General features: G+C 71.9%; 28 protein-coding genes. 20 read left to right on the top strand and 8 right to left on the bottom strand.

The genetic code is table 11. The annotated features are described in order from the left end of the window. Positions 1-25: 25 nt before the first annotated feature. Both ACIGCK_RS06140 and ACIGCK_RS06135 read left to right on the top strand, forming a co-directional pair. Positions 26-382: a YidH family protein gene (locus ACIGCK_RS06140; RefSeq protein ID WP_396664637.1), complete on the top strand. Its 357-nt coding sequence runs from the start codon at positions 26-28 to the stop codon at positions 380-382. Further along, positions 379-735 carry a DUF202 domain-containing protein gene (locus tag ACIGCK_RS06135; protein ID WP_396664635.1) on the top strand — a complete coding sequence of 119 codons (357 nt, stop codon included), beginning with the start codon at positions 379-381 and terminating at the stop codon, positions 733-735. Before ACIGCK_RS06140 ends, ACIGCK_RS06135 begins: the two co-directional genes overlap by 4 nt. Positions 736-754: 19 nt before the next feature. Here ACIGCK_RS06135 and ACIGCK_RS06130 read toward each other — a convergent pair whose 3' ends face one another. Then, positions 755-1,168 (bottom strand): DUF4190 domain-containing protein, encoded by a 414-nt coding sequence (locus ACIGCK_RS06130; RefSeq protein WP_396664633.1) that lies wholly within the window; start codon positions 1,166-1,168, stop codon positions 755-757. A 166-nt stretch (positions 1,169-1,334) separates the two neighbouring features. Further along, positions 1,335-1,931, bottom strand: a complete 597-nt coding sequence (locus ACIGCK_RS06125) for a low molecular weight phosphatase family protein (protein WP_396664631.1) — start codon at positions 1,929-1,931, stop codon at positions 1,335-1,337. Between the two features lie 52 nt (positions 1,932-1,983). On the opposite strand from ACIGCK_RS06125, the gene ACIGCK_RS06120 reads away from it, so the two are divergent. Together ACIGCK_RS06120 and ACIGCK_RS06115 are read left to right on the top strand one after the other, a co-directional pair. Beyond that, the gene (locus ACIGCK_RS06120) at positions 1,984-2,775 is read left to right on the top strand and encodes a lysostaphin resistance A-like protein (protein WP_396664630.1); all 792 of its coding nucleotides are present in this window, start codon (positions 1,984-1,986) and stop codon (positions 2,773-2,775) included. Positions 2,776-2,853: 78 nt separating this feature from the next. Beyond that, positions 2,854-3,690, top strand: a complete 837-nt coding sequence (locus tag ACIGCK_RS06115; protein ID WP_396664628.1) for a universal stress protein — start codon at positions 2,854-2,856, stop codon at positions 3,688-3,690. A gap of 55 nt (positions 3,691-3,745) precedes the next feature. On the opposite strand, the gene ACIGCK_RS06110 is transcribed toward ACIGCK_RS06115, so the two are convergent. Next, entirely contained in the window at positions 3,746-4,891 is a 1,146-nt protein-coding gene (locus ACIGCK_RS06110; protein ID WP_396664626.1) for a hypothetical protein, read from the bottom strand. Beyond that, positions 4,888-6,684, bottom strand: a complete 1,797-nt coding sequence (locus ACIGCK_RS06105; protein WP_396664624.1) for an ATP-binding protein — start codon at positions 6,682-6,684, stop codon at positions 4,888-4,890. The genes ACIGCK_RS06110 and ACIGCK_RS06105 overlap by 4 nt, the downstream gene beginning before the upstream one ends. 131 nt (positions 6,685-6,815) lie before the next feature. On the opposite strand from ACIGCK_RS06105, the gene ACIGCK_RS06100 reads away from it, so the two are divergent. Both ACIGCK_RS06100 and ACIGCK_RS06095 read left to right on the top strand, forming a co-directional pair. Next, a complete protein-coding gene (locus ACIGCK_RS06100; RefSeq protein ID WP_396664622.1) occupies positions 6,816-7,511 on the top strand; it encodes a fructose 1,6-bisphosphatase in 696 nt (231 codons plus the stop codon). A gap of 226 nt (positions 7,512-7,737) precedes the next feature. Beyond that, the gene (locus ACIGCK_RS06095; protein ID WP_396664620.1) at positions 7,738-9,282 is read left to right on the top strand and encodes a glycosyltransferase family 2 protein; all 1,545 of its coding nucleotides are present in this window, start codon (positions 7,738-7,740) and stop codon (positions 9,280-9,282) included. Positions 9,283-9,495: 213 nt separating this feature from the next. Here ACIGCK_RS06095 and ACIGCK_RS06090 read toward each other — a convergent pair whose 3' ends face one another. After that, positions 9,496-10,551 (bottom strand): response regulator transcription factor, encoded by a 1,056-nt coding sequence (locus ACIGCK_RS06090; protein WP_396664618.1) that lies wholly within the window; start codon positions 10,549-10,551, stop codon positions 9,496-9,498. A 142-nt stretch (positions 10,552-10,693) separates the two neighbouring features. Continuing rightward, entirely contained in the window at positions 10,694-11,707 is a 1,014-nt protein-coding gene (locus ACIGCK_RS06085; RefSeq protein WP_396664616.1) for a glycoside hydrolase family 6 protein, read from the bottom strand. A gap of 225 nt (positions 11,708-11,932) precedes the next feature. Between ACIGCK_RS06085 and rplM the strand changes: the two genes are divergently transcribed. From rplM to glmM, 3 genes are read left to right on the top strand one after another with little or no spacing between them, the layout of a single operon-like run. Further along, positions 11,933-12,379, top strand: a complete 447-nt coding sequence (gene rplM / locus ACIGCK_RS06080) for a 50S ribosomal protein L13 (RefSeq protein WP_330170329.1) — start codon at positions 11,933-11,935, stop codon at positions 12,377-12,379. Between the two features lie 35 nt (positions 12,380-12,414). Further along, positions 12,415-12,891 (top strand): 30S ribosomal protein S9, encoded by a 477-nt coding sequence (gene rpsI, locus ACIGCK_RS06075; RefSeq protein WP_396664723.1) that lies wholly within the window; start codon positions 12,415-12,417, stop codon positions 12,889-12,891. A 17-nt stretch (positions 12,892-12,908) separates the two neighbouring features. Beyond that, entirely contained in the window at positions 12,909-14,267 is a 1,359-nt protein-coding gene (gene glmM, locus ACIGCK_RS06070; RefSeq protein WP_396664615.1) for a phosphoglucosamine mutase, read from the top strand. Between the two features lie 22 nt (positions 14,268-14,289). On the opposite strand, the gene ACIGCK_RS06065 is transcribed toward glmM, so the two are convergent. Continuing rightward, on the bottom strand, positions 14,290-15,222 hold the full coding sequence (locus tag ACIGCK_RS06065; RefSeq protein WP_396664613.1) for a Ppx/GppA phosphatase family protein: 933 nt from the start codon (positions 15,220-15,222) through the stop codon (positions 14,290-14,292). A 78-nt stretch (positions 15,223-15,300) separates the two neighbouring features. Here ACIGCK_RS06065 and coaA point away from each other — a divergent pair, with 78 nt between their 5' ends. The 9 genes from coaA to ACIGCK_RS06020 all read left to right on the top strand — a co-directional run bounded on the left by coaA (position 15,301) and on the right by ACIGCK_RS06020 (position 23,274). Then, positions 15,301-16,323, top strand: coding sequence for a type I pantothenate kinase (coaA, locus tag ACIGCK_RS06060; protein WP_396664611.1), 1,023 nt, complete (start codon positions 15,301-15,303; stop codon positions 16,321-16,323). A gap of 69 nt (positions 16,324-16,392) precedes the next feature. Next, positions 16,393-18,249, top strand: a complete 1,857-nt coding sequence (gene glmS / locus ACIGCK_RS06055; protein WP_396664610.1) for a glutamine--fructose-6-phosphate transaminase (isomerizing) — start codon at positions 16,393-16,395, stop codon at positions 18,247-18,249. A 91-nt stretch (positions 18,250-18,340) separates the two neighbouring features. Further along, positions 18,341-18,769: a holo-ACP synthase gene (locus tag ACIGCK_RS06050; protein WP_396664608.1), complete on the top strand. Its 429-nt coding sequence runs from the start codon at positions 18,341-18,343 to the stop codon at positions 18,767-18,769. Next, positions 18,766-19,893 carry an alanine racemase gene (gene alr, locus ACIGCK_RS06045; RefSeq protein ID WP_396664606.1) on the top strand — a complete coding sequence of 376 codons (1,128 nt, stop codon included), beginning with the start codon at positions 18,766-18,768 and terminating at the stop codon, positions 19,891-19,893. The genes ACIGCK_RS06050 and alr overlap by 4 nt, the downstream gene beginning before the upstream one ends. Then, entirely contained in the window at positions 19,890-20,393 is a 504-nt protein-coding gene (tsaE, locus tag ACIGCK_RS06040) for a tRNA (adenosine(37)-N6)-threonylcarbamoyltransferase complex ATPase subunit type 1 TsaE (protein WP_330170321.1), read from the top strand. Before alr ends, tsaE begins: the two co-directional genes overlap by 4 nt. 157 nt (positions 20,394-20,550) lie before the next feature. Next, the gene (gene tsaB / locus ACIGCK_RS06035; protein ID WP_330170320.1) at positions 20,551-21,195 is read left to right on the top strand and encodes a tRNA (adenosine(37)-N6)-threonylcarbamoyltransferase complex dimerization subunit type 1 TsaB; all 645 of its coding nucleotides are present in this window, start codon (positions 20,551-20,553) and stop codon (positions 21,193-21,195) included. Beyond that, positions 21,192-21,710: a ribosomal protein S18-alanine N-acetyltransferase gene (rimI, locus tag ACIGCK_RS06030; RefSeq protein WP_396664604.1), complete on the top strand. Its 519-nt coding sequence runs from the start codon at positions 21,192-21,194 to the stop codon at positions 21,708-21,710. The genes tsaB and rimI overlap by 4 nt, the downstream gene beginning before the upstream one ends. Then, positions 21,707-22,783, top strand: coding sequence for a tRNA (adenosine(37)-N6)-threonylcarbamoyltransferase complex transferase subunit TsaD (gene tsaD, locus ACIGCK_RS06025; protein ID WP_396664603.1), 1,077 nt, complete (start codon positions 21,707-21,709; stop codon positions 22,781-22,783). Before rimI ends, tsaD begins: the two co-directional genes overlap by 4 nt. Then, on the top strand, positions 22,780-23,274 hold the full coding sequence (locus ACIGCK_RS06020; protein ID WP_396664601.1) for a hypothetical protein: 495 nt from the start codon (positions 22,780-22,782) through the stop codon (positions 23,272-23,274). The genes tsaD and ACIGCK_RS06020 overlap by 4 nt, the downstream gene beginning before the upstream one ends. Positions 23,275-23,293: 19 nt before the next feature. On the opposite strand, the gene ACIGCK_RS06015 is transcribed toward ACIGCK_RS06020, so the two are convergent. Next, positions 23,294-24,484, bottom strand: a complete 1,191-nt coding sequence (locus tag ACIGCK_RS06015; protein ID WP_396664599.1) for an SAM-dependent methyltransferase — start codon at positions 24,482-24,484, stop codon at positions 23,294-23,296. Between the two features lie 136 nt (positions 24,485-24,620). Between ACIGCK_RS06015 and groES the strand changes: the two genes are divergently transcribed. Together groES and rarD are read left to right on the top strand one after the other, a co-directional pair. Continuing rightward, positions 24,621-24,929: a co-chaperone GroES gene (gene groES, locus ACIGCK_RS06010; protein WP_330170315.1), complete on the top strand. Its 309-nt coding sequence runs from the start codon at positions 24,621-24,623 to the stop codon at positions 24,927-24,929. 154 nt (positions 24,930-25,083) lie between these two features. After that, entirely contained in the window at positions 25,084-26,019 is a 936-nt protein-coding gene (gene rarD / locus ACIGCK_RS06005; protein WP_396664597.1) for an EamA family transporter RarD, read from the top strand. Positions 26,020-26,272 lie beyond the last annotated feature (253 nt).

Raw genomic sequence — 26,272 nt, 5'->3', positions numbered from 1 at the left:
ATGCGCGCGCGGTAGGGTCGGAACGATGTCGAACCGCTTCCCCCGATCGGTCTACGCGCGCGGATCCGAGCCGGACCCCCGCTTCAGCCTGGCGAACGAGCGGACGTTCCTTGCCTGGGTCCGCACGTCGCTGGCGCTCCTGGCGGCGGGCGTCGCCCTCGAGGCGCTGCAGGTGCCGATCTCGCCGGGATTCCGCCTCGCGTCGGCGATCGTCTTCGTCCTCCTGGGCGTCCTCGCCGCGATCCAGGCGTGGATCGGGTGGGCGCGCACGGAGCAGGCGCTCCGGGAGAACCGCCCCCTGCCCGCGCCGAGCACGGGCGTTGCGATCGTCGGCGGAGTGATCGTCGGCGTCGTTCTGCTCACCCTCGGGTTCTTCTGGTGACCACGCCCTCCCACATGCCGTTCGACCCGGGCCTGCAGCCCGAACGCACGCTCCTCGCGTGGCGACGGACCTGCCTCGCGCTCGCCGTGGCCAGCGCCGTCGCCGTCAGGTTCGCCGGGGAGACGATCGGTGTCGCGGCGGCCGTGCTCGGCATCCTGGGCGTCGCCGCCGCGGCCGGGGGATACCTTCGTGCCGCCGCACGGTACCGGCGAGCCCATGAAGGGCTCACCGGCACCGGTGAGCTGCCGATCGACGGCATGGCGCTGGGTCTCGTGACGATCACGCTGCTGCTGATCGGCGCGGGAGCGGCGGCCTATGTGATCGGTGTGGGCGTGCAGCGGCTCGCACCCTGACGGTGCAGCTGCGGCAGGGTCAGCCGCAGGTGATCGTGACGCCGTTGTCGAGCGTGTGCTGGCCGGGGCCGAGATCCGCGCACAGACGCGCGAACTCCTCGGCGGCCCCCACCGCGACGCCGATGAGGACGATCCCGACGATGATGCCGATGACCATGAGGATCGCGCTCACGATGATCGCGGCGACGGCCCAGCCGTTCTTCGCGCCCGCCTTCCGGCTCTGCACGAGGGCGACGATCCCGAGGATCAGCGCGACGAGCTGGACGAAGAACGAAAGGATGAACGCGACGATGCCGAGGGTCCTGCCGGGCACCGGGGCGTCCGGGTTCGGCGAGGTGTACGCCGGCGGCGGCGGATAGGCGCCGGGGGCCGGCTGCTGCGGGGGCGGAGTGCCGTCTGCGGGCGGCGGGGGGTAGTTGGTCGAGTCGGACATGCGGGTTCCCTCCTGTTCGGCGTGGGGTGGCGCCAGTGCCGACGTTAGCGGCGCGCCGTCCTCGGCGGCAACGCACGCGCCGCACGCCGGCCGCGTTCGGTCGTCGCAGGGGGTGGGTGCGGGCCGCGTCGACCGGCCGTTCGGGGCGAGCGAGGGATGCCGTGGCTCAGGCGCGGCCGGCGACGATCCGCAGCACCCGCGCGACCTCGTCGATCGCGGGGGTGAGCTGCGCTGCCGCGAGGTCGTACGTGCGGTGGGAGCGGCGATAAGGGTCGACGACGTCGTCATCCTCGGGATCGTCGGGAGGAGCGGAGGCGCTGCGCGCCGCGGAGACGAGCGAAAGCGCCGCCCGCAGTCGGTCCGAGGGGTCGTGGAGGCCCTCGAGCGCGGCCACGAGGGCGTCGTCCGGAACGGTCGCCGCCAGCCGCGCGAATTCTCGCACCGTGAAGGTGGAGCGCAGCTTCTGCGGAGCCAGCTCCACCGCGGCGCGCCGGTGCTCGCGGGCCATAGCGAGCACGAGCGCCGGCGCCGCCAGTTCGCGCTCCGTGAGCAGCCGCGCGCGATGCGCCTCGGCATCCGCCGCGCGCGCTCCCGCGGCCTCCGCGAGGACCTGCGCCTCGAGCGTCATGGGGTGGCCGATGAGCGCACGGGTCCCGGCGCTCGTCACCCGGATGCCGAGGCCCCGGAGGCGGGCGCGCAGCAGCACCTCGGCGAGGGGTGAACGGGCGACGTTGCCGGTGCACACCGTGAGCAGCTCGATCATGGGCCTCTCCCGGTAACGTGGGCTCGTGGCACCCGAGTCTAGTGATGCACCTGTGACCTCGAGTGACACAGCTGCCCGCGAGGTCGCCGCACCGGACGAGAAGGGCGCGTCACGCGGGCGGGCACGGACCCGCCGACGGCTCTGGTTCGAGGGCGGCTCGAGCGTGCAGCGGTGGGGCTACGACCTGCTGGGCTGGGCGATGATCTCCTTCGCGATCGGCACGCTCGCCTCGGCGGCGATCCTCGCGGCCGCGCCCACTCCCGCAGGCCGCACGCTCGCCGCGGTCGCCGTCTGGGCGGGCATGCTCGCGCCGATCGTCCTCGCGCTGCGACGGTCGCGTCCGCGCGGCCTGCTGAGGCTGCGCGGGGTCGATATCCTCTACGGCGTCGTCCTCGGGGTGTCGTTGCGCGTGTGCCAGGGGTGGCTGGATCAGGCGGCGGCGGGTGGGGTCACCCCGTTCCCCGCCTACCCGACGATCGACGGCGCTCTCCCCGCGTCGTGGTGGTTCGGCGATCTCCTCGCCCCCGTCGTCATCTCGCCCGTGCTCGAGGAGTTCTTCTTCCGCGCGGTGCTTCTGATCGCGATCTACTCCGTCGCGCGCCGGGCCCTCGGCGGGGCGGTCGCGGGATTCGTCGCCGTGATCACGACGACCGGGCTCTTCGTCGTCGCGCACACGCTCTCGGGTGCGCTGGCGTGGGATGATGCGGCGGCCTACACGCTCGTCGGCCTCACGTGCGGCCTGCTCGTCGTCCTCACGGGGCGCATCTGGGGCGCGGTCCTGACCCACGCGATCTTCAACGCCTCCTGGGTGGCGTTGGCGACGGTGGGGACGCTGCTCGCGTAGGCGGCGTTTTCTCCGGCTCTCCCCCCTTCACGGGCGCGCTCTCGCGGGGTACCGTCCCAAGAGAACAAAGGAGTCGCCATGGACGCGAAGCTCGTCGTCGGGGTCAAGGATGCCGCGGCATCCCACCGGGCCGTGGAATGGGCCTCCGGATGGGCCCGGAAACGCGGCGCGACGATCGAACTGGTCGCCGTCGTCGGCGGGGCGATCGGGGTGATCGGCGAGGGGGCCGTCGTCGACACGGCGCTCGAGCACGCCGAGGAGCTGCTGTGGCGCGAAGCGGCGCGCGTGCGCGAGCACGGCGTCGTCGTGACGACGCGCCTCGAGCGCGGCAATCCCGTCGAGATCCTCATCGCGGCGTCCTCGGATGCCGCACTGCTCGTCATCGGCAGCGACTACCGCGGCGTCGGCGGACCGTTTCGCGGTCGCCGCGGCATCCGCATCGTCGCTGCTGCCCACTGCCCCGTCGTCGTCGTGCCCGAGCTCGAGCCGGGGGAGCGCATCGGCGTCGTGGTCGGCATCGACGGGTCGGAGGTGTCCGAGGCCGCCCTGGCCTTCGCGGCCGCGGAGGCGGACCGTCGCGGTACGGAGCTCATCGCGGTCAGCGTGTGGTCCCCCCTCGCGGTGCCGCTGGGGTTCTCGACGTACCCGGAGGACTACCTCGCGAACATGCAGACCGCCACGGAGGAGATGCAGGCGGTCGCCCTCGCCGGCCTCGCGAGCGATTATCCCGATCTGCGGGTTCGCCGCGTGGTCGAGAGCGGGTTTCCCGCGAGCGTGATCGCCGCGCGGGGGAGGTCCGCGGAGCTCGTCGTGCTCGGCAGCCACGGCCGCGGCGCCTTCGCGCGATTCCTGCTCGGATCCGTCAGCGAGGAGGTGTTGGCCCGGCTCCCGACGGTTACGGCGGTCGTGCGCTGACCGTCTACGGGGGTCGGGCGGGGTCGACCCGCGCCGGGGGGCAGGGTCGACCCCGTCAGCGATCCACGGCGGCCTCGGCGACGGCGACGCGGTTGCCGCCGGCCTGGAAGGCGCTGCGCCGGGCCTCGTGCGCGGCGTGCTCGAGGTCCTCCAGGTCGTAGCCCGCGCTCTCCACACCCACGAGCCCGGCGCTCGCGGTGAGGCGGACGCTGAGGGGGAGATCCTCTCGCGTGTCCGCGATGTCGTCGAGGAGCGCGTGCAGGGTGCGGCGCACGGAAGCGGGAGCGGCCGGGATGAGGGCGACCAGCACCCCGTCGCCGCCTCGCGCGAGGTCGGCGTCGGCGCCGATACGGTCGAGGAATCCATTCGACAGACGCGCCTGGATGCTGCGGAACCCCGCTTCGCCGGCGGCGTCTCGGATGTCGTCGACATCGTCGAATCGCAGGCTCACGACGCTCCAGGACCTCTCCCGCCGAGCACGCGCGCGCTCGAGCCGGTCTGACGCCACGGCGGAGAAGGTCGGCACGGATCGCGGGTCGCTCGAGATCGACCCCGCCCCGCGCCGATCGTTGCTAAGGGTGAGGATCGTCACGGTGACGCAGATGGAGTAGACCATCACGCCGAGGTTGTTCAGCGCGCGGGTGGCCGTCAGATCGTCGGTAATGCCGGACACGATCACCACGATGCCGGCCGAGAACCCGATCAGCGCGACCCCGGCGTAGGCGACGGAGGCGATGAGCATCGGCAGTGCGAACCGGGAGCGTCGCCGCCGCCCGAGCCGCAGCTCCCACGCGCAGAGCGCCGCGAAGACCCCGGAGCACAGGAACGCGCTGCGGAAGGCGATCGGGTAGAGCTCTCCCGAGGACGCGGCGGCGAGCAGCGTGCCGAAGACCACGGCGGCGAGCGGCCCCACCCAGCCGTAGGCGCGTACATCCCGCTGGGCGCGCAGTCCCGACCACAGGAGAGGGGGGACTCCCAGCAGCAGGCCGAGCGCGAAGACCCGGAGAGGCTCGTTGTGCTCGTCCAGCTCCGCGGCGATGCTCGCGTACGAGGACAGCAGGGCCAGGAGGAACGCGAAGGCCCAGAGCAGGTAGGCGCGGGAGGGTCGCGTGGTGAAGCCGAGCCCGATCACGAGGATCGCGCACACGGTGACGACGCTCATCTGAGCGGTGCCGAAGGTGATCCCGTCGTGCGGGATCATGAGCGGTGCTCCGCGGCGTCGGCGCCCCCCGGGGCTCCTCCTCCGGCGTCGTCGCCGGGCAGCAGGCGCACCGTCATCTCTGTGCCGATGCCCGGTTCCGATCGCACGGTGATGTCGCCGCCGTGCTCGCGCACGATGTCGCGCACGATCGAGAGGCCGAGGCCCGTGCCCGTCTCGTCGCCGTCGCTCGCCTCCTGCGCCCGGAAGTACGGATCGAAGATGCGCTCGACGTCGGCCGGCGCGATGCCGATCCCGTCGTCGGCGATCACGAGCACGATCCTGTGCTGGGCGGCGGATTCGACGACCCGCAGGGAGAGCGTCACGCGACCGTTGCGGTGGCTGTACTTGATGGCGTTGCTGACGAGGTTGTCGACGACCTGCCGGAGCTGGAACTCGTCGCCGATCACCGGGAGGGGGTGCGGACCCGTCACGTTCACGCTCACGCCGCGTTCGGCCGCCCACGGCGCGAAGGACGTGACCGACTCGCGGCAGATGCGCGCGAAGTCGCACGTCTCGTGCCCGGCCGGTCCCGGCTGCAGCGCCGCGGCATCCGATGCGCCGCGCAGCAGGTCGTTGATCAGGTGCTGCATGCGCTCGGCGGCGCCCTGGATCATCTCGAACTGCCGGCGGGGGGCGGGGCGGAGGTCGGTGTCGTCGAGCGCCATGTCGGCGTAGCCGAGAACGGCGGTGAGGGGATTGCGGAGCTCGTGCGAGACGGTGCTGGCGATCGTGTCGCGGGCGCGCTCGGCCTGCAGCATCGTCGTGATGTCCTTCACGATCACGATCGCGCCGTCCCCTTCGTCGGGTGCGCCCCGCAGGCGCCTCGCATCCGTGGACAGTGCATGCCACTGCCCTCGCGAGTCGAACAGCCACGTGCGAAGGTCGTGGAACTCCTCGCCCGCGGCCGCCCTCGCAAGGGGGGCTGCGCCGGCGGGGATGCTGGAGCCACGGAACTCCGAATACTGGACTGCGGGGTGGGGGGCTCCGGGGGCCGTCTTGTCAAGCTCGAACAGCGCGCGATAGGTGTCGTTTGCGAAGGTGACGTCGCCGGCCGCGGAGAGCCGGGCGATTCCGACGTCGACCGAGTTGAGGACGAGCGAGAGCTGCTGCTCGTGGGCCAGCACGCGCGCGAGGGTGTCCGTCAGCCGCGACGCCTGACGGCGCAGGAGGCGCTTGAAGGCGCGCGTCTGCTGCCCGGCGTTCGCGGCGACGATGGCGACGAGGGTGAAGCCCACCATGATCGTCAGGAACCGCAGGAGTCCGACCTCGAACGGGTTCCCGCCGGGGGCCGTGGCGATCATGGCGATGCCCACGAGTGCGAGCGCGGCGACGGTCGCCGAGGCTCGGAAGAACGACGCGATCCACATGATCGGGATGAGCCACAGCGTCCGGATGGCGCTGTCGTTGCCCTCTGAGAGGAGGGCGATGGCGACGATGTCGATCAGCGGGACGGAGAGGAGCGCCGCCGGCGGCAGGCGCTGCCAGGGGATCGTGAGCGTCGCCGCGGTCGTGAGGATGAGGATCGCCAGCCCGAGGGTGAAGGTCCATGTGGCGAGGATCTCCGGTTGCAGCGTCAGGACGGCGAAGACGACGATCAGCATCCCGAGGCCGAGGATGAGCTGCAGCTGCCACGCGGAGCGCGTGCGGGAGGAGGGGACGCCGATCTCTCCTGTCGGCGGCTGCGCGGCGGAAGGGCTGATGATCGTCCTCGTTCGGTCCTCGGGGCGGGATGCGGGGGCCGGACCTCCGGCGGGAGGGGGATCGTCGCGGGCGTCTGCGGGCGCGACGGTCACGAGCAAAGCCTATGGGAGGATGAGGTACGATCGCGCTCACCGGCGCGAGATGTGATAACGGTTCTCGACACCGCGTCACGCGCAGCCTTCCCCATTCGCCTCCCACGGCACCCCGAGAGGACCTCGTCCCCATGGTCTCGTCCGTCTTCCCGCGCCCCGCACGCCGCGCCGCCCTGATCGCCGCGATCCTCGCCGCCACCCTCGCCGCCTCGGGGTGTGCGCAGGTGCGGGAGATGATCGCGGGCGACGAGCCCGCGACCGTCGCGACTCCGACCTCGTCGCCCACGCCCGAGATCCCGTTCGACTCCGAGTTCAGCTACGAGGGCTCCGTGAGCCTCTCCAGCTCCGTCGGCGACGAACTGGAGATCGATCTGGATGTCTGGGCCGTCGATCCCCGGCGCACGATGGAATGGTCCCCCACCGGCGAGAAGGTGTTCGGCTTCGCGGTCAACGCCGTCGACAACCGCGTGAGCGAACGAGCCGTGCTCACCGACAAGCGTCGCGTGTATCTCTCGCAGATCTCGATCACGTCGGCCACGGCGCAGGAATCGGGTTCGTCGACGTCCCCGTTCCAGTTCATGGCCGACCCCCGCACCCTCGTGCCCTCCGACACGCTGCGCTCTGATCGAGGTCTTCTCCTGAACACCTTCCAGGGCGGCCTGCTCGTCCCCGAGACGCCCATTCAGCAGCTGCCCGCCGACACCATCGGCATCACGCTCAACTTCGCCCTGACGGTATGGGTGGAGGGCGCGGCGAACGACGATGCGAGCTTCTCGCAGCAGACCGTGTACCAGTCGGTGCCGGTGGCGATCTTCGCCGAGGAGTGACCGACGCCGAGAGGGACGGATGCCGAGGCATCCGTCCCTCTCTTTTTTCCCTGGTCGGAGCTGACTTCAGCATTTCTTGCGCAAATCTTGCGCCAACCATGCGGGGCGCAAGACGCGAACTTGCGGTGCGTTCGCCACACTCTTCCCGAGGCGGACGATCCGGAGCCCGAACCGGGTCGTCCGTCCACCACTCCGGGCCGCTCGGCCCGCTCAGCAAGGGGGAACCGTGCACGCCGCACACACCGCACAGGGTCAGTATCCGGGGGTCAGCCGCCCCGGCGCCGCACCCGCACGCCCCGGCTCCGGCACCGGCACCATGGGGCGGGCCGGCCGCCGCGTCGTGGCTCCCATCGAACCCGAGCCCGCGCCCGTTCCGGCGCAGCACTTCCCCGACGACTTCGCCGAGGTGCTCGAGGCGACCTCCACCTCGCGTTCCACCATCGGCTGCGTGATCCCCGCCTACAACGAGGAGGAGTCCATCGCGGCCGTCCTCGAGTCGCTGCTCCGTCAGACGCGGGTGCCGGACGTCATCCACGTCGTCGTCAACAACACCTCCGACGGCACTGTGCGCGAGGCGTCGAGATTCGCCGGGCCGCACGAGATCACGACGGAGCTCGGCGACCAGTTCACCGAGGTCTTCATCCACGACATCGGCAAGAACCCCGACAAGAAGGTCGGTGCGCTCAACTACGGCTATTCGCTCGTCGAGGGCTACGACTACCTGCTCGGCGTGGACGGCGACACCACCGCCGACAACAGGGCGGTGGAATACCTCGAGAGCGAGATCCTCGCGGACTCCCGCATCGGCGGCATCTCCGCGATCTACTCGATCGACGACGCCCCCATCAAGGGCCTGGTCGCGCAGTTCCTCATCGCCGGCCAGCGCACGCAGTTCGCGGCGTTCAACATGCAGAACCTCCTGCGCGGGCGGAACATGGCCGTGCTGGGTGGCCAGTTCTCGATCTTCGCGACGAAGGCCCTGCGCGATGTGATGCGCGAGAACCACCAGAACACGCCCTGGGTGCGCGACTCCGAGGTGGAGGACTCGCTGCTGTCGCTGCAGATCAAGAGCGCCGGGTACCTCACGAAGATCAGCCCGTTCGCGCACGCCGACGTGGGCGGCATGACGACTCTCCGGGCGCTCGATGCGCAGCAGGTCAAGTGGACCTACGGCGCCGTCGAGCTCATGTGGCCCGGTCAGCGCGGCGACACGAAAGGGCAGCCCTTCCACCCCAACCTGCGTCTGCGCTGGTTCGAGAACTTGTCGATGCTCACGAACATCGTCGTGCGCGTCGCCTTCATCTTCCTGCTGGTCGGGTCGCTCTCCATCGGGGCGTTCGTCTTCTCGCCGCTGTGGCTCATCCCGCCCGTCATCGCCGTCCTGCTGAACGTCCGCGTCGCGATGACGATGCAGGACAAGACGAAGCGGGACATCCTTTTCGCGGCCACCGGGATCCCTGCGGAGCTCTACATGTGGGTGCGCATCAGCCACTTCCTCCGCGCGTGGACGAGCTTCCTGTCCCGCAAGAAGGTGGACAACTGGGCTGCTCAGGCCAAGGCCGAGAAGGGCGGCGGCTTCGCGCACTGGGCCCCGCTGTTCGTCGGCATCGGAGTCGTCATCGCGATCGGCGTGATCTGGTCTCTGCTCGGCACCGGTGTGCAGTCGGCGATCCTCGCGGTCGGCTGGCCGGTGCTGGCGATCGTGACGGTCGTGCAGACGCTCTTCATGTTCTTCAAACTCGTGCGACGTCAGTACGGATACCGCGTATGACGCGCACGCGGTCGAAGGCGGCCGGGCGAAGGGGGATCGTCCGGCCGCTCAGCGGCCACACGGGATGACGGCGCTCGTCGGGGCCGTCGATCGCGCGGAGGGGGAAGCCTCGCGATCGGGGCTTGGGGGGAACCGCCGAAGTCGTCATCAAGGGCCGGATGCCACGGCATCCGGCCCTTCGCCGTGGTCGGTGCGCGTGCGTGGTCGCGTCGCTCAGACGGCGGGCGCCTCGGACTCGGCCGTCAGTCGGTATCCGACGCCGCGTACCGTCTCGACGAAGCGGGGGCTCGTGGGGTTGTCTCCGAGCTTGCGGCGCAGGTTCGTCATGTGCGCCTCGACGGCCCGCTTGTCGGCCTCACCGACGTAGTAGGACGTGACGTAGGACTCGCCGCGCAGGACGAGGGTGAGGTCGGCCTTGCTCCGCACGCGGCGGCGCGACTCGAGCAGGGTCGCAAGAAGCTCGAACTCCGTGCGTGTCAGCTCCACCTCGGCCCCGTCGAGGAGCACGATGCGCGACTCGGGGTTGAGCTGGAGACCGCGGTGGGCCATCCAGATCGCCGGCGTCTCGGTCGCCGTCGGGGCGACGGGTCCGACCTCGGCGCCGGGCGTCGAAGGCGCGGGAGCGGCGGCCTGCGACGATTCGGGCGTCGCGGGCGGGTCGATGGCGGGTGCGAAGGTCGCCGGAGCGGCCCCGTAGGCGGGGTAGCCCTGCGGCGGCGGGCCGTACGGTGCGTACGCGGGATCGGGGTGGGCGGCCGCGTAGGCGGCCGGCGGGTGCTGCTCGCCGTGGCCGGGCGAGGGCACCCATCCGTGGGTGACGGGGCGCGCACCGGGGAAGGACGGACCCGACCGCTCCTGCTGCCGGGGAGGGGGCGCGGAGGTGATCGTCGCCCTCGGCCGGCGCAGCATCGCGTCGATGCGCGCACGGAACTCCCGCGGACGGAACGGCTTCGTGATGTAGTCGTCGGCCCCCGCCCCGAGGCCCATCAGCACGTCGGCCTCGTCCTCGAGTCCCGAGATCATGATGATGTAGGTGTCGCTGCAGGCGCGGATACGGCGCGCGGCCTCGATCCCGTCGATGCCGGGCATGTGCACGTCGAGCGTCGTGATCAGGGGCTGGTAGGACTGCACCGCCCGGATGCCGTCGATGCCGTTGCCGACGGATACCGTCGAGAACCCCGCAGCCTCGAGAACCTCGACGAGCAGGTGGCGGACATCCGGATCGTCCTCGACGATGACGGCGGTCTCGCGCTGTGAAGTCTCCGGCATGGCAGCCCCCCGCGGCCCCGGGAAATGGACGAGCGCGGCCCTGGGGAAGCCGGCCCGGTCTGGGTCGAGCGTCATTCTGCCACATCCGTCACAGCGGCAGCGTGCGGTGCCGGCTGCTCGTCCAAAGGTGACCGTCGATCTCTCAGCGTGCCTCGCGGGTCAGCTCCTTCGCGGCATCCGGCCACCACTGCCCCGCGCCCGGCCCGCCGTTGCACTCGCCGTCGCTCTCGCCGGGCGGCTTGATCCACAGATTGGTGTCGACCACGTCGTCCCCGAAGGTCCCCGGAGCCTCGCCGATGAGGCGGCCCGCCGGGTTGCACCACTCGCCGGTGGACCCCGCCCCGTTGCGCGAACTGTCGATGACGGCGTGAGCGCCGCCCAGCAGCGACGAGAGCTCGCGCGCATACGCGAACTCGTCGGCATCCGCCTGGAAGTTCGAGACGTTGGTGGCGAACCCGCGCACCGCGTCCTGCACGCCCACCGCGGAGATCAGCTCCGCCATCTCGGACGCGGGAAGCCAGTTGGAGTGTCCGCCGTCGAGATACAGCCAGGTGTTGGTCGACGCCAGGCGGTCGACGACCATCCGCAGTTCCGGAAGCCGCTGATCGAGATTGCCGCACTCGGGCGCCAGGGCGAGCGAGTCCGGCTCGACGATGACGATCTTGCGCACATCGCCTGCCGCGTGCAGCGGCCCCGCGATCTCCTCGATCCATTCCGTGTACGCCTCGGGCGAGAGCCCACCCGCGGAGAAGTTGCCGCAGTCGCGCTCCGGGAGTCCGTAGACGACGAGGACGAGCGCGGCGTCCTGCTCGCGGCTGGACTCGATCAGGTCCTGCACGTGCTGCCCCGCGGAGCCGGGCGGCGTCTCCTCCGGCGTGAGCCAGTATGCGGTGGGCTGGGCGGCGAGGAATTGCGCGGCGGCCTTCTCCTCCGGGTCGGACGTGGATGCCGCGGCCCGGGCCGCCTTCGAATCGGCGGGAACGGCGATGCGCGTCCCCACCGCGGGTGGCGATGCGGCGAGCTCGTGCGAAACCTTGACGGTCGCGACGATACCGACGATCACGACGGCGAACGCCGCGACACCGCCGATCACCCACCACAGCCGACGCCGGGAGCGGGCACGGCGGGAAGGGCGCACGAAGCGTCGCGGTCTCACGCATAGATGTTATGCGGGTCGGCGGCCGCCCGCGTGCGGCGGCGAGGCGGCCGGTTGGCGAATCCCGGCCTCAACGACTAGTCTGGGTCTTTGGTGCCCGGGCCCCTGCTGGCCGGCACCGCGAACGTGAGCCCTCCACTGGCGTCTTCGCGGGCAGTCGTCCGAGAAGCACCCCGGAGCGGGATTCACGAACTCCTCCGTTCGAATCAAGAAAGCAGCACTACTGTGACGCGCACTTTCACCCCCAAGGCCGGGCAGGTCCAGCGTGACTGGATCGTCATCGACGCGACCGATGTCGTGCTCGGTCGCCTCGCCAGCCACGCCGCCGCCCTTCTTCGCGGCAAGCACAAGGCGACCTTCGCCAACCACATCGACTCGGGCGACTTCGTCGTCATCGTCAACGCCGGCAAGGTCGCACTGACGGGCCAGAAGCTCCAGCAGAAGATGGCCTACCGCCACTCGGGCTACCCGGGCGGTCTCAAGGCGGTCTCCTACGCCGAGCTCCTCGAGAAGAACCCGGTCCGCGCCGTCGAGAAGGCGGTGCGCGGCATGCTCCCGAAGAACAGCCTGGGCCGCCAGCAGCTGTCGAAGCTGAAGGTGTACGCCGGTGCCGAGCACCCGCACGCCGCGCAGCAGCCCCAGACCTACACCTTCGACCAGGTCGCCCAGTAAGCGCCGCCCAGACTAAGGACACACTCGTGGCGAAGATCTCCGAAAACACCGACCTCCCCCAGAACTACTCGACCGAAACGCCGGCCGAGGCCGCCGCCGCCGTCTCCGAGCGCCCCGTGCTCTCGGTGCCCGGCGCCGCCGTGGGCCGCCGCAAGCAGGCCATCGCCCGCGTGCGCCTCGTTCCCGGTTCGGGCACCATCACGGTCAACGGGCGCACGCTCGAGGACTACTTCCCGAACAAGCTGCACCAGCAGCTGATCAACGACCCCTTCACGGTCCTGAGCCTCGCCGGTGCGTACGACGTCATCGCGCGCATCTCGGGCGGTGGCCCCTCGGGTCAGGCCGGCGCGCTGCGCCTGGGCATCGCCCGCGCCCTCAACGAGATCGACGCGGAGCACAACCGACCGACGCTCAAGAAGGCCGGCTTCCTCTCGCGCGACGCGCGCGTGAAGGAGCGCAAGAAGGCCGGTCTCAAGAAGGCCCGCAAGGCCCCGCAGTACTCCAAGCGCTGATCGGGCGGCCCGTCCCCATGCCGCTCTTCGGCACGGACGGCGTGCGGGGGCTGGCCAACGGCCCCCTCACCGCCGATCTCGCACTCACCCTGGCCCAGGCGACCGCCGTCGTCCTGGGCCAGGGCCGTACCGCCGAGGCGCGTCGCGCCTCGGGCAAGCGCCCCACGGCGGTCGTCGCGCGCGACCCGCGCATCTCCGGGGAGTTCCTCACGGCCGCCGTCGCGGCGGGCCTGGCCTCCTCCGGGGTGGACGTGCTCGAGGCGGGCGTGCTCCCCACCCCCGCGCTCGCCTTCCTCATCGCCGATCGCGACGCCGACTTCGGCGTCATGGTGTCGGCATCCCACAACCCCGCCCCCGACAACGGCATCAAGATCTTCGCCCGGGGCGGTGTCAAGCTCCCCGACGAGGTAGAGCAGCGCATCGAGGCGGCGATGACGGGCCCCAAGCTCCAGCCCACGGGCGCCGACGTCGGTCGCATCACCCGGTTCTCCGATGCAGAGGACCGCTACGTCGTGCATCTGCTCGCGTCGCTGGACGTGCGCCTGGACGGCATCACGGTGGTCCTCGACTGCGCGCACGGCGCGGCGTCCGGCGTCTCGCCCGAGACCTTCCGCGACGCGGGTGCGAACGTCATCGTCGTCGGCGCCGACCCCGACGGGCTGAACATCAACGACGGCGTGGGCTCCACGCATCTCGACGCCCTGGCGCGCGCCGTCATCGCGCACGGCGCCGACGTGGGCATCGCGCACGACGGCGACGCGGACCGCTGCCTCGCGGTGGATGCCGCGGGCAAGGTCGTCGACGGCGACCAGATCATGGCGATCCTCGCCGCGTCGATGCACGGCCGCGGGCTGCTGGCGGGCGACACCCTCGTGGCGACGGTCATGAGCAACCTCGGCCTGCACCGGGCGATGGCCGAGCGCGGCATCCGCGTCGAGCAGACCGCGGTCGGGGACCGCTATGTGCTCGAGCGCATGAACGCCGGCCGGTTCTCGCTCGGCGGCGAGCAGTCGGGTCACGTCATCATGAGCGACCACGCCACGACGGGCGACGGGCTTTTGACGGGGCTCCACCTGGTCGCGGAGATGGCGCGGCAGCAGCGGTCTCTCGCCGAGCTCGCGCAGATCATGACGGTGTACCCGCAGGTGCTCGTGAACGTGAAGGACGTCGACCGCTCCCGCGCGAGCGCCGACGAGGGCGTCGCGGGTGCCGTGGCCGCCGCGACCGCCGAGCTCGGCGACACCGGTCGGGTGCTGCTGCGCCCCTCCGGCACGGAGCCCCTCGTGCGGGTCATGGTCGAGGCGGCATCCGAGGATGACGCCCGCCGTCACGCGCACGCGCTGGCCGCCGTCGTGCGGGAGCGCCTCGCCCTGTAGCGACGACGGGCAGGGGGGCGTCCTACCCCCACGTGAGGGACTCGATGTAGCGCAGCAGCACTCCCTCGCGAAGCGCCCACGGGCTCACCTCGAGCTCTTCGACGTCCATCGCCTTCATGGCCTGGTGCAGCACCACCGCGCCGGCCACGATCTGGAAGGTGCGGTCGGGGGTGATGCCCGGCAGCTCCTGGCGCGCCTCGGCGGGGATGCGGGCCAGGCGCGGGATCCAGGCCTTCAGCTCGCGGCGGGGCAGCACCATCCGCTCGATGCCCGACCACCCCGGAACCGGGTACCCCGCCAGCTTCGCGAGCGAGCGGATCGCCTTCGACGAGCCGACGACGTGGTCGGGCCGGGGCTCGGACGAGAAGCGCTCCGCCACCGGCGCGAGCGTGCGGGCGGCGTGCCGCCGCAGGGTGTCGATCTGATCCGCCGAGGGCGGGTCCTGCGGCAGGTACTCGATCGTCATGCGGCCCGCACCGAGGGGCACGGATGCCGCGGCATCCGGGAGCTCGTCGGCGCCCGAGGCGATCTCGAGCGAGCCGCCGCCGATGTCGAACAGCAGGATCTGCCCCGCCGACCAGCCGAACCAGCGACGCACCGCGAGGAACGTGAACCGGGCCTCCGTCTCGCCCCCGAGCACCTGCAGGGGCTGCCCGAGGGCGTCCTCGATGCGGGCGATGACGTCGGCGCCGTTGGCAGCCTCGCGAACGGCCGACGTCGCCGTCGCGAGCAGCTCGTCGACGCCTTCTTCTGCCGCGACGCGTCTGCTCTCGATGACGGCGCTCACGAGCGCCGAGACGCCCTCCGCGCTGATGGCGCCCTCCGGCGTGAGGTATCGCATGAGGCGCAGCACGGTGCGCTGGCTCGTGGTCGCCAGCGGCCGCCCCCCGGGCCTCGCATCGGCGACGAGCAGGTGGACGGTGTTCGAGCCGATGTCGAGGACTCCCAAGCGCACTCCGCAAGGGTATCCGGCTCGGTCGTGTCGACCGGCCGATGAGCCGGGCCGTGCGCGTGCCGCCACTAGCATGGCCCCGTGCCCACCGACGAGACCGCCGTGACCGCGTTCGCGGAGCCGGATCGCCCGGGCGCGGCAGGCGCGCGGGCGCTCGCCGCGGCATCCGCCCCTCGCGACGACGCGACGAGCCCGTACCGTCAGATCGACCGGTCGGAGTGGGCGCGCCTGGCCTCGGGGCTCGACCAGCCCCTCAGCGAGGCGGAGGTCGTGCAGCTGCGAGGACTCGGCGACCGCCTCGACCTGACCGAGGTGGGCGAGGTTTATCTGCCCCTGTCGCGGCTGCTGAGCCTCTACGCCACCGCGACGAAGCGACTGGGCGCCGATACCGCGCGCTTCCTGCGCGAGCCCGACACGACGACCCCTTTCGTGGTGGGCGTGGCGGGATCGGTGGCGGTCGGCAAGTCCACGATCGCGCGCCTCCTGCGCGAGCTCATGAGCCGGTGGCCGGGAACGCCGCGGGTCGAGCTCGTCACGACCGACGGGTTCCTCTTCCCCAACGCGGAGCTCGAGCGGCGCGGCCTGATGGATCGCAAGGGCTTCCCGGAGTCGTACGACCGACGGGCCCTGGTGAGGTTCCTGTCGGAGGTCAAGGCGGGCGCGCCCGAGGTGCGGGCCCCCTTCTACTCGCACATGCGCTACGACATCGTCCCCGATGCCAGTGTCGTCGTCCGCCGACCCGATGTCGTGATCGTGGAGGGGCTCAACGTGCTGCAGCCGCCGCCGTCGCCCCACGAGGTGGCCGTGTCCGACCTGTTCGACTTCTCGATCTACGTGGATGCCGACGCCGAGCACATCGCGCAGTGGTTCGTCGAGCGGTTCCTCGCGCTGAAGGCGGGGGCGTTCGCCAACCCGTCGTCGTTCTTCAACAGGTTCGCCCATCTCGACGACGAGGCCGCCGTGCGCACGGCGATGGGCTACTGGACCGAGACGAACATGCCGAACCTCATCGAGAACGTGCTCCCGACGCGCCACCGTGCGACGCTCGTCCTGCAGAAGGGCGAGCGGCACGGCGTCGAGCGCGTGCTGCTGCGCAAGCTCTGACGCGCCGTCGGCGAGCCCTCCCGGCGGCGCGGACGAGACGCCCAGCATCCGCCGCCTAGACTCGATCGCATGTGCGGAATCGTCGGATATGTCGGCCCCAGGCAGAGCCAGGGCATCCTTCTCTCGGGCCTCGCGCGCCTGGAGTACCGCGGCTACGACTCCGCCGGCATCGCCGTCATCGACGACAACGGCGACCTGGGGATGCGCAAGCGGGCCGGCAAGCTCAGCGTGCTGCGCGACGACCTCGAGAACGCCCCGCTCGCCGACGGTACGACCGGCATCGGGCACACGCGCTGGGCGACGCACGGCGGGCCCACCGACGGCAACGCGCACCCGCACCTGGCCGACGACGACAGGCTCGCCGTCATCCACAACGGCATCATCGAGAACTTCGGAGAGCTGAAGGCCGAGCTCGTCGCGGTGGGGTACACGTTCCGCAGCGAGACCGACACCGAGGTGGCGGCGGTGCTGCTCGGGCACGAGTACCGCGCGAACGGCGGCGACCTCGTGGCGGCCTTCCGCACCGTCGCCGGCCGGCTCGAGGGCGCCTTCACGCTGCTCGCCATGCACCGCGATCACCCCGGGCTGGTCGTCGGCGCACGCCGCAACTCCCCGCTCGTGATCGGCCTGGGGGAGGGGGAGAACTTCCTCGGCTCGGACGTCGCCGCCTTCGTGGAGCACACGCGCCGGGCCCTCGCGATCGGGCAGGACCAGATCGTCGCGATCACGCCCGACGGCGTGACCGTCACCGACTTCTTCGGCGAGGCCGTCGACGTCGAGCCCTTCGAGGTGACGTGGGATGCCTCGGCGGCCGACAAGGGCGGCTGGTCGTCGTTCATGGCCAAGGAGGTCTCGGAGGAGCCCGACGCCGTGGCGAACACCCTGCGGGGGCGCGTGCGCGACGGCCACGTGGCCATCCCCGAGCTGGACGGGATGGACGAGCTCTTCACGAACGTCTCCCGCATCGTCGTGATCGCCTGCGGCACGGCCGCCTACGCGGGGCTCGTGGGCAAGTACGCGCTGGAGCAGTGGACGCGCATCCCCGTCGACGTCGAGCTGGCGCACGAGTTCCGCTACCGCGATCCCGTGCTCGACCCCGGCACGCTCGTCGTCTCCATCAGCCAGTCCGGCGAGACGATGGACACGCTCATGGCCGTCAAGTACGCGCGCGAGCGCGGCGCGAAGACGCTGTCGATCTGCAACACGCAGGGCGCGACGATCCCGCGCGAGTCCGACGCCATCGTCTACACGCACGCCGGCCCCGAGGTCGCCGTCGCCTCCACCAAGGCCTTCGTCGCGCAGATCACGGCGCTGTATCTGCTGGGCCTGCACATCGCGCGGGTGCGCGGATGGGCCCGCAGCGGCACCGAGGAGTCGATGCAGGTGCTCGAGCTCGAGGCGATCCCCGGAAAGATCGCCCGCATCCTCGAGGGCGAGCAGGAGCGGATCGAGCAGCTCGCCCACTGGATGGCCGACACCCGATCGGTGCTGTTCCTCGGTCGCCACGTGGGCTACCCGATCGCCCTCGAGGGCGCGCTCAAGCTGAAGGAGCTCGCGTACATCCACGCCGAGGGCTTCGCCGCCGGCGAGCTCAAGCACGGCCCCATCGCCCTCATCGAGCCCGGGCAGCCCGTCTTCGTCATCGTGCCCTCGCCGCGGGCGTCGGCCGACATGCACAAGAAGGTCGTCTCGAGCATCCAGGAGATCCGCGCGCGCGGTGCCCGCGTGATCGCGATCGCCGAGGAGGGGGACGTTGCGGTGCTTCCCTTCGCCGACGAGGTGCTGCGCATCCCGCTCGCGGAGCCCCTCTTCGAGCCGCTCCTGGCCGTCGTGCCGCTGCACATCTTCGCGATGGCCCTCGCGACCGCGAAGGGCCTGGATGTCGACCAGCCGCGCAATCTCGCGAAGTCGGTCACTGTCGAGTAAGGCGCCGTCGCCCGGTGCGCGGTGACCGTCCGCGCGGTGACCGCCCGGCGCCCCGGGATAGGGTTTAGGTCGTGGAGATCGGGGTGCGCGCATGATCGTCGGGATCGGCGTCGACCTCGTCGACATCGCGCGGTTCGAGCGGACCCTCGAGCGCACCCCGCGCCTCCTCGAGCGGCTCTTCTCGCCGGCGGAGCGGGCGCTCAGGCCCCGCTCGCTCGCCGCCCGCTACGCGGCGAAGGAGGCGCTCATCAAGGCGCTGGGCGGCTCGGACGGCGTGCACTGGACAGAGATCGAGGTCACCCCCGAGGCATCCGGTCGCCCGTGGTTCACGCTGACCGGCTCGACGGCCGATGTCGTCACCGCGCGCGGGATCACGGGCATCCACCTCTCGATGAGCCACGACGCGGGCCTCGCGACCGCGTACGTCGTCGCCGAGGCGGCGGCACCGGCGGGCGCCGCGCCGTGCGACCTGCGCTTCCAGCCCACGTTCTCGGGGGCGGAGTGGGAGGAGCGCTCGTGACCCGCCTGCCCGATGGCGTCATGCGCGAGGCGACGGTCGACGTCGCCGCGATCGCCGCCAATACCCGGCACCTGCGCCGGGTCGCCGGCGTCGACGAGGTGATCGCCGTCGTCAAGGCCGACGGGTACGGCCACGGCGCGGTGCGATCGGCGTTCGCCGCGCTCGAGGGTGGGGCGACGCGGCTCGGGGTCGCCGACATCGGCGAGGCCCTCGCGCTGCGCCGCGCGGGCGTGCGCGCCCCCATCCTCGCGTGGCTGCACGCCCCCGGCGCGTCGTTCGCGGAAGCCGCGGCCGCCGACGTCGAGCTCGGCATCTCGAGCATCGACCAGCTCCTGCAGGCGGCCGCTGCGGCTTCCGGCGAGCGCGCGGTCGGCGTGCACCTGAAGATCGAGACGGGGCTCGGGCGCAACGGCGTCGCGCCCGCCGAGCAGCGCGTCGTCTTCGCCGAGGCGGCCCGGCTGGAGCGGATAGGCAAGGTGCGCGTGATCGGCATCTTCAGCCACCTCTCCAACGCCTCGGCCGACGACGACCGCGAGGCGCTGCGCCGCTTCCAGGAGGGCCTCCTCGAGGCGGCATCCGCCGGACTCACCCCGCCCCTGCGCCACATCGCCGCCACCCACGCCGCGATCGACCTGCCCGAGGCGCGGCTGAACTGCGTGCGCCTGGGGATCGGCATCTACGGCCTCTCGCCGTTCGCGGATCGCTCGTCCGCCGCGCTCGGGCTGCGCCCCGCGATGACGCTGCGTGCCGCCGTCGCCGCCGTGCGCCGGGTCCCCGCGGGTCAAGGCGTCTCCTACGGCTACGACTACCGCGCGCCCGGTCCGACGACGCTCGCGCTCGTGCCGCTCGGATACGCCGACGGCGTCCCGCGGCAGGCCTCCGGTGCGGGGCCCGTGACCATCGGCGGCCGCAGCCTGAGGGTCGCGGGGCGCATCGCGATGGACCAGTTCGTCGTGGACGTCGGCGACACGCCCGTCGCGGTCGGCGACGAGGTCGTCCTGTTCGGCGACCCCACGCTGGGCGTTCCCGCGGCGACGGACTGGGCGGATGCCGCGGGCACCATCAACTACGAGATCGTCACGCGCATCGGCGCCCGGGTTCCCCGTCGGCAGGCGTCGTCATGACCGTATCGGACGCCCTGCTCGGGCGCCACGACATCACCGACGCCCCGGCGATGGAGGAGCTCGGCCGGCGGCTCGGCGCAGGCCTCGAAGCGGGCGACCTGCTCGTGCTCACCGGCCCCCTCGGCGCCGGCAAGACCACGCTCACGCGGGGCATCGCGGAGGGACTCGGGGTGCGGGGCCCGATCCAGAGCCCCACGTTCGTCATCGCCCGCACCCACCCCTCCCTCGCCGGCGGCGCGCCGCTCGTCCACGCCGACGCCTACCGGCTGGGCTCCGCCCTCGAGCTCGACGACCTCGACATCGACGCGGACGGCTCCGTCGTCGTCGTGGAGTGGGGCCGGGGCATGGCCGAGGGCCTGCGCGAGCACTGGTGGGAGGTCGAGATCGAGCGCCCGGTCGGCGGACGCGGGGCCGACACGATGTGCGGCGACCTCTCGCGCACGACGCTCGAGCTCGACGCGGACGCCCCGCGGGTCGTCACGGTCTCGCGCCGGCCGTAGCCGCGGCGCGGACGACACTCCGGACGGCTTCCGGGCGGGGACGTCGTCCTGCGGATACGGGGGTGCTGACAGGCGATCCTTCCGGAGTGTTGTCCGCGCGCAGAGGGGCGGCGCCCGCGTCGCCAGGCTCCTCCTCGGCGCGACTACCCTGGAGGGCGTGATCCTCGCGCTCGACACCTCGCTCGGCTCCGGCGTCGCCGTGGTCGACCTCGACGGCGTCGAGCTCGCCGAGGCGGCCAGCGACAACCCGCTCGGCCATGCCGAGGTGATCGGGGACCTTATCAGGCGGTCGCTCGCCGAGGCGTCCGTGCGCCCCGACCAGATCACCCACGTCGCGGCGGGCATGGGGCCGGGCCCCTTCACGGGCCTGCGCATCGGCGTCGCCGCCGCGCGGGCATTCGCGCTGGCGCGGTCGGCGCGGCTGGTCCCCGTCGTCAGCCACGACGCGGCCGCCCGCACGCACTTCGACGCCGCGGATGCCGACGCCCCCGTCGCGATCGTCACCGATGCGCGCCGCCGGGAGTTCGCGTACACGGTCTACGCCGGTCTCGATCCCCGGGGCGTCCCCGTGCGTGCCACCGAGCCGGCCCTCGCCCCCCGCCACGAGCTCGACGATCGCCTGCGCGAAGCGGGCGCCCGCCGCATCGACGCCTCCCGCATCTCCGCGGCGGCGCTCGGCCGGGTGGCTGCGCACCGGATCGCCACGGGCGACGCCGGCGCGGAGGACGGCATGACGGAACCCCTGTACCTTCGCGCCCCCGACGTGACCCTCGGCGCCGTACCCAAGCGGGTGGGGACATGATGCGGCCCGCGGCCCCGTCGGACCTCGGCGCGATCATGGCGCTCGAACGGGCGTCGTTTCCCACCGATGCCTGGTCCGAGACCATGATGCGGGAGGAGCTCGTCTCGACCCACGCGCACTACGTCGTGCTGGAGGAGGCGGGCCGCGTCGTCGGATACGGGGGAGTGAGGGCCGCCCGCGGCCTGCCCGACGCCGACATCCAGACCCTCGCCCTGGATCCGCAGGTGCGAGGCCGGGGTCAGGGGCGGGCGCTGCTGCGGGCGCTGGTGGGCCATGCCCGCGACAGCGGAGCGAAGAAGGTGTTCCTGGAGGTGCGTGCCGACAATTCCGTCGCGCACTCCCTCTACGTCTCGGAGGGGTTCGGCGAGCTCGGCCGCAGGCCCCGGTACTACCAGCCCGACGGGGTCGACGCGATCGTGATGGAACTCGACCTGCGCACGTGGGCGCCGCAGGGCGAGGCCGAGCCGACCCCCGCCGAGGGTGGCCGGGGTCCGCGGGAGGGGGCGAGCGGATGAACCGCGAGGAACCGCTCGTGCTCGGCATCGAGACCAGCTGCGACGAGACCGGCATCGGCATCGTCCGGGGTCGCACGCTGCTCTCGAACACGATCGCCAGCAGCATGGACGAGCACGCGCGCTTCGGCGGGGTGGTGCCGGAGGTCGCGGCGCGTGCCCACCTCGAGGCCCTGCAGCCCGCCATCGAGGCCGCGCTCGCCGAATCGGGTGTCGCGCTCGCCGATCTGGACGCCGTCGCCGTCACCTCCGGGCCGGGCCTCGCGGGAGCCCTGATGGTGGGCGTCGGCGCGGCGAAGGCGCTCGCCGTGGCCCTCGGAACGCCGCTCTACGCCGTCAACCACCTCGTCGGTCATATCGCCGCCGACCTCCTCGACGCCGATGCCGAGCCGCTCGAGTATCCGACCGTCGCGCTCCTGGTCTCCGGCGGCCACACCTCGCTCCTGCTCGTGCGTGATCTCACGAGCGACGTCGAGCTGCTGGGCGAGACGGTCGACGACGCGGCCGGCGAGGCGTTCGACAAGGTCGCCCGCATCCTGGGGCTGCCCTATCCCGGCGGTCCGGAGATCGATCGCGCCGCGGCGTCCGGCGACCCCCGGGCCATCCGCTTCCCGCGGGGTCTCTCCCGCGCCAGCGACATGGACCGGCACCGCTACGACTTCTCCTTCTCCGGGCTCAAGACCGCCGTCGCCCGCTGGATCGAACATCAGGAGGCGGCCGGCGAGCCCGTGCCCGTGGCGGATGTCGCGGCATCCTTCCGCGAGGCGGTCGTCGACGTGCTCGTGACGAAGGCGCTCGACGCGTGCGTGCGCCACGGCGTGCCCCGGCTGCTGCTGGGGGGCGGGGTCATCGCGAACCGGCGCCTGCGCGAGGTCGCGCTCGAGCGCGCGGATGCCGCGGGCGTCGCGGTGCGGATCCCGCCGCTGTCGCTGTGCACCGACAACGGGGCGATGATCGCCGCGCTCGCCGCGGAACTGATCCGAGCGGGGGGGCAGCCGTCCACGCTCGCGTTCGGCGCGGACTCCACGCTTCCCGTCACCGAGATCCAGGTCGCTGCGGGGAGCGAGCCGGCGTGAGCGCGGAGGAGAAGGACCGCGCGGCGGCCGCAGAACCCGGCCTCGCGAACGCGAGCCCGGTCCCCGCGGAGGGGGCCCCTCCGCCGCCCGCGCGCTTCACCGAGCCGGCCATCCCCTTCGCGCCGCCGGTCGTCCCGCCCGGGCCGTCCCCCCGGGGCGAGGATGACGAGGCGGGGGAGACCGGTCCCGTGCCCTTCCTCGACCGCCGCATCCCCTTCGGACCCTGGGACCCGCCCGCCCCCGCGAAGGACCGGCGGCGCCTCGCGGGGTGGGCGCTCGTCATCGCCGTGGTCGGCCTCGCGGCCTCGTTGTTCGTCGGCTGGGGTTTTCCGATCGGCGTCGTCGCGGTCGTCGTGGCGGCGATGGCCCTGCGCCGCCCCGAGGAGGGACGCCAGGCCGCGGCGTGGGCGCTCGCGCTCGGCATCCTCTCGATCATCTACAGCGCGATCTGGATCGTCTGGGCGGCGATGCAGGCCGATCTCTTCGCCTGACGCGGGCGGGGGCCGTGCGTCAGACGCGATCGGCGAGGATCGCCAGGCGACCGCCGCCCGCACGCGTGAGCAGAAGGGTCGCCGACTCCGGCCCCTGCAGGCGCAGCCTCGTGCGCAGCACCGCGGGATCCACGTCGACGCCGCGCTTCTTGATCTCGAGCGTGCCGATGCCTCGCTCGCGGAGGGCGCGGGCGAGCTTCTTCGTGTCGGTCGGGAGCACCTCCCGCACGCGGAAGGTCGACACGAACGGGCTCGTGAGGGCAGCGTCGCCGGTGAGGTAGGCGATCCCGGGTGCGATCGGCCCGGCCTGCAGCGATCGCGCGACGTCGCCGATGAGGCGGGCGCGGATGACGGAGCCCGCCGGTTCGTGCACGAACGCCCCGAGCGCGCTGACGTCTTCGTCGGGGGCATCGTGCTCGGCGGTCAGTTCGTGCGCGCCGCCGTCGGTCAGCACCACGGCGGCGCGACCGATACCTGGCCGGGCGAGCTCCCTCGACCACAGCACGAGCTCGATCGTGGAGCCGTCGACGGTGATCCACTGCGCCTCGGCGCCCACCGGGATGAGGTTCCGATCCAGACCCGGACCGAGCTTGATGCCGGTCGCCCGGCGCTCCGCCACCTCGAACGCCCACGACAGCGTGGGCGAGTACTCGTCGGGGTCGCTCAGGCGGGTCGTCTCGGTACGGCCCGCCGTGCGGCGGGCGGGGTCCAGCCACACGCCCACCTGCGGCCCGAGGTCGATCGACTCGGCGAGGGCGTTCGAGACCCGGGCGGTTTCCCCGAACGGCGCGAGGTTGAAGGCCGCGAGGGCGGCCGTGACCTCGTCCGCCTCGACGGCGTGGACGTCCAGCCCGAGCCCGGCGGCGCCCATGGCGTCGCCCCCGATCCCGCATCCGAGGTCGGCGACGGAGGCGATCCCGGCGTCGCGGAAGCGCCGGGCGTGCAGGGTGGAGACCGACAGGCGCGTGGACTGCTCGAGGCCGGCGCGGGTGAACAGCATCCGCGCCGCGAGGTCGCCGAACTTCGCGCGGGCACGCCGCCGCAGGCGCGACTGGCCGACGACGGCCGAGACGAGGTCGGGGGAGTAGCCCGCGGCGCGCAGCCGGGTGACCTCGCGCGCCACGTCGGCGGCCGATTCCACCGGCGGCGTCGCGTCGAGCAGCCGCAGGCCCTCGGGGGTCAGCAGGGCCGTGAGCTCGGTCATCTCCACCCGCACCACCCTACGGCGGGCGACGCCGTCATCCGCTGGCACTCGCGTTGCGGGAGTGCCAGCGGATGCCTACACTGTCATTAGCACTCTCGCAGCGAGGTTGCTAATGAGTCTTGGATCAAGAAAGAGGTAGACCGTGACGGTTTCCACTCAGGTTTCCATCAAGCCGCTCGAGGACCGCATCGTCATCCGCCAGGTCGAGGCGGAGCAGACGACGGCCTCCGGCCTGGTCATCCCCGACACCGCGAAGGAGAAGCCCCAGGAGGGCGAGGTCGTCGCGGTGGGCCCCGGCCGCATCGATGACAACGGCAACCGCGTTCCGCTCGATGTCGCCGTCGGCGACCGCGTGATCTACAGCAAGTACGGCGGAACCGAGGTCAAGTTCGGCGCCGACGAGTTCCTCGTGCTCTCGGCCCGCGACGTGCTCGCGGTCGTCGTTCGCTGAGCGACGCACACCACCGAAGGACCCGGATGCCGCGGCATCCGGGTCCTTCGTCGTTTGCGGGTGCGCCGAGGTGTCGCGACCGGGTCCTCCCGCTGAGTGAGCGGGGGCACGCGGCGTCCCGAGCCGGACGTCGCTCCGGCGGTAGGCTGAGCCGGTGAACCACGCGCCCGATCCCGCCCGGGAGCGTGCTCTCGGCGGGGTGTACGCCTTCACGGCGTACCTGCTCTGGGGATTCCTGCCGCTGTACTTCCTCACCCTGGCCCCGACGGGCCCGTGGGAGATCGTCGCGTGGCGCATCCTGCTCTCGCTGGTCTTCTGCGCCGTGCTCCTGAGTGTGACCCGCTCCTGGGGAGCGTTCGGGCGCATCATCCGCCAGCCCCGCCTGCTGCTGTGGACGGCGCTCGCGGGAGCCGTCATCTACGTCAACTGGCAGGTGTTCCTCATCGCGACCCTGTCCGGGCACGTGATCGAGACGAGCCTGGGTTACTTCATCAACCCCATCTTCACCGTCATCCTGGGCGTTCTCGTCCTGCGCGAGAGCCTCCGGATGACGCAGTGGATCGCGATCGGCATCAGCGCCCTCGCCGTCGGCGTCATCGTCGTCGGGTACGGCACCTTCCCGTGGATAGCCCTGACCCTCGCGGCATCCTTCGGCGTCTACGGTCTCGTCAAGAAGCAGATCGGCCCTCGCGTGGACGCGGTCAGCGGACTCACCCTGGAGTCGTTCTGGCTCGCGCCCGTCGCGATCGGGCAGCTGGTCGCGGTCTCGTTCGCATCCGGCCTCACCTTCGGCACGGCCGGTGTGTGGCACGCGGTGCTGCTCTCGCTGGCAGGGGTTGCGACGGCGACACCGCTGCTGTTCTTCGCTGCCGGTGCGCGGCGGGTGCCACTGACCGTCATCGGGCTGCTCCAGTTCATCGCCCCGATCATGCAGTTCGTCACCGGCGCGTGGATCCTCGGAGAGCCGATGCCGCTCGAGCGGTGGATCGGCTTCGGCCTGGTGTGGGTCGCCCTGTCGGTCCTGACGATCGATCAGCTGCTGTACTCGCGCCGCCACAGGGGCGTCTCGGACGTCGCCCCGATCACCTGACCGGCGAAGCGGGCGGGGCCCACGCGGGCGGATGCGGTTCTGCGTACCAGGTACCGGCATCCGCGGCACCGGGTCCGACGCCGTCGTCTCGCCGGGGTGATTTCGGGCTGATGAGACGGCCGTTATCGTGCCGTGACCATCTCGTGACACATCGTTAACGCACCGCAACGTTGGAACGCGGGTCCCGCGCTTAGGGTGAGATCCACGAGGTCGGCGCCCGGGCCGGCCCAGCGTTCGTTTACAGCAAGGAGCA

The organism is Microbacterium sp. NPDC078428, from assembly GCF_044542535.1.
Taxonomy (GTDB): Bacteria; Actinomycetota; Actinomycetes; order Actinomycetales; family Microbacteriaceae; genus Microbacterium; species Microbacterium limosum.
The sequence above is the reverse complement of the archived record's forward strand: the minus strand, read 5'-3'. Positions and strand labels throughout refer to the sequence as shown.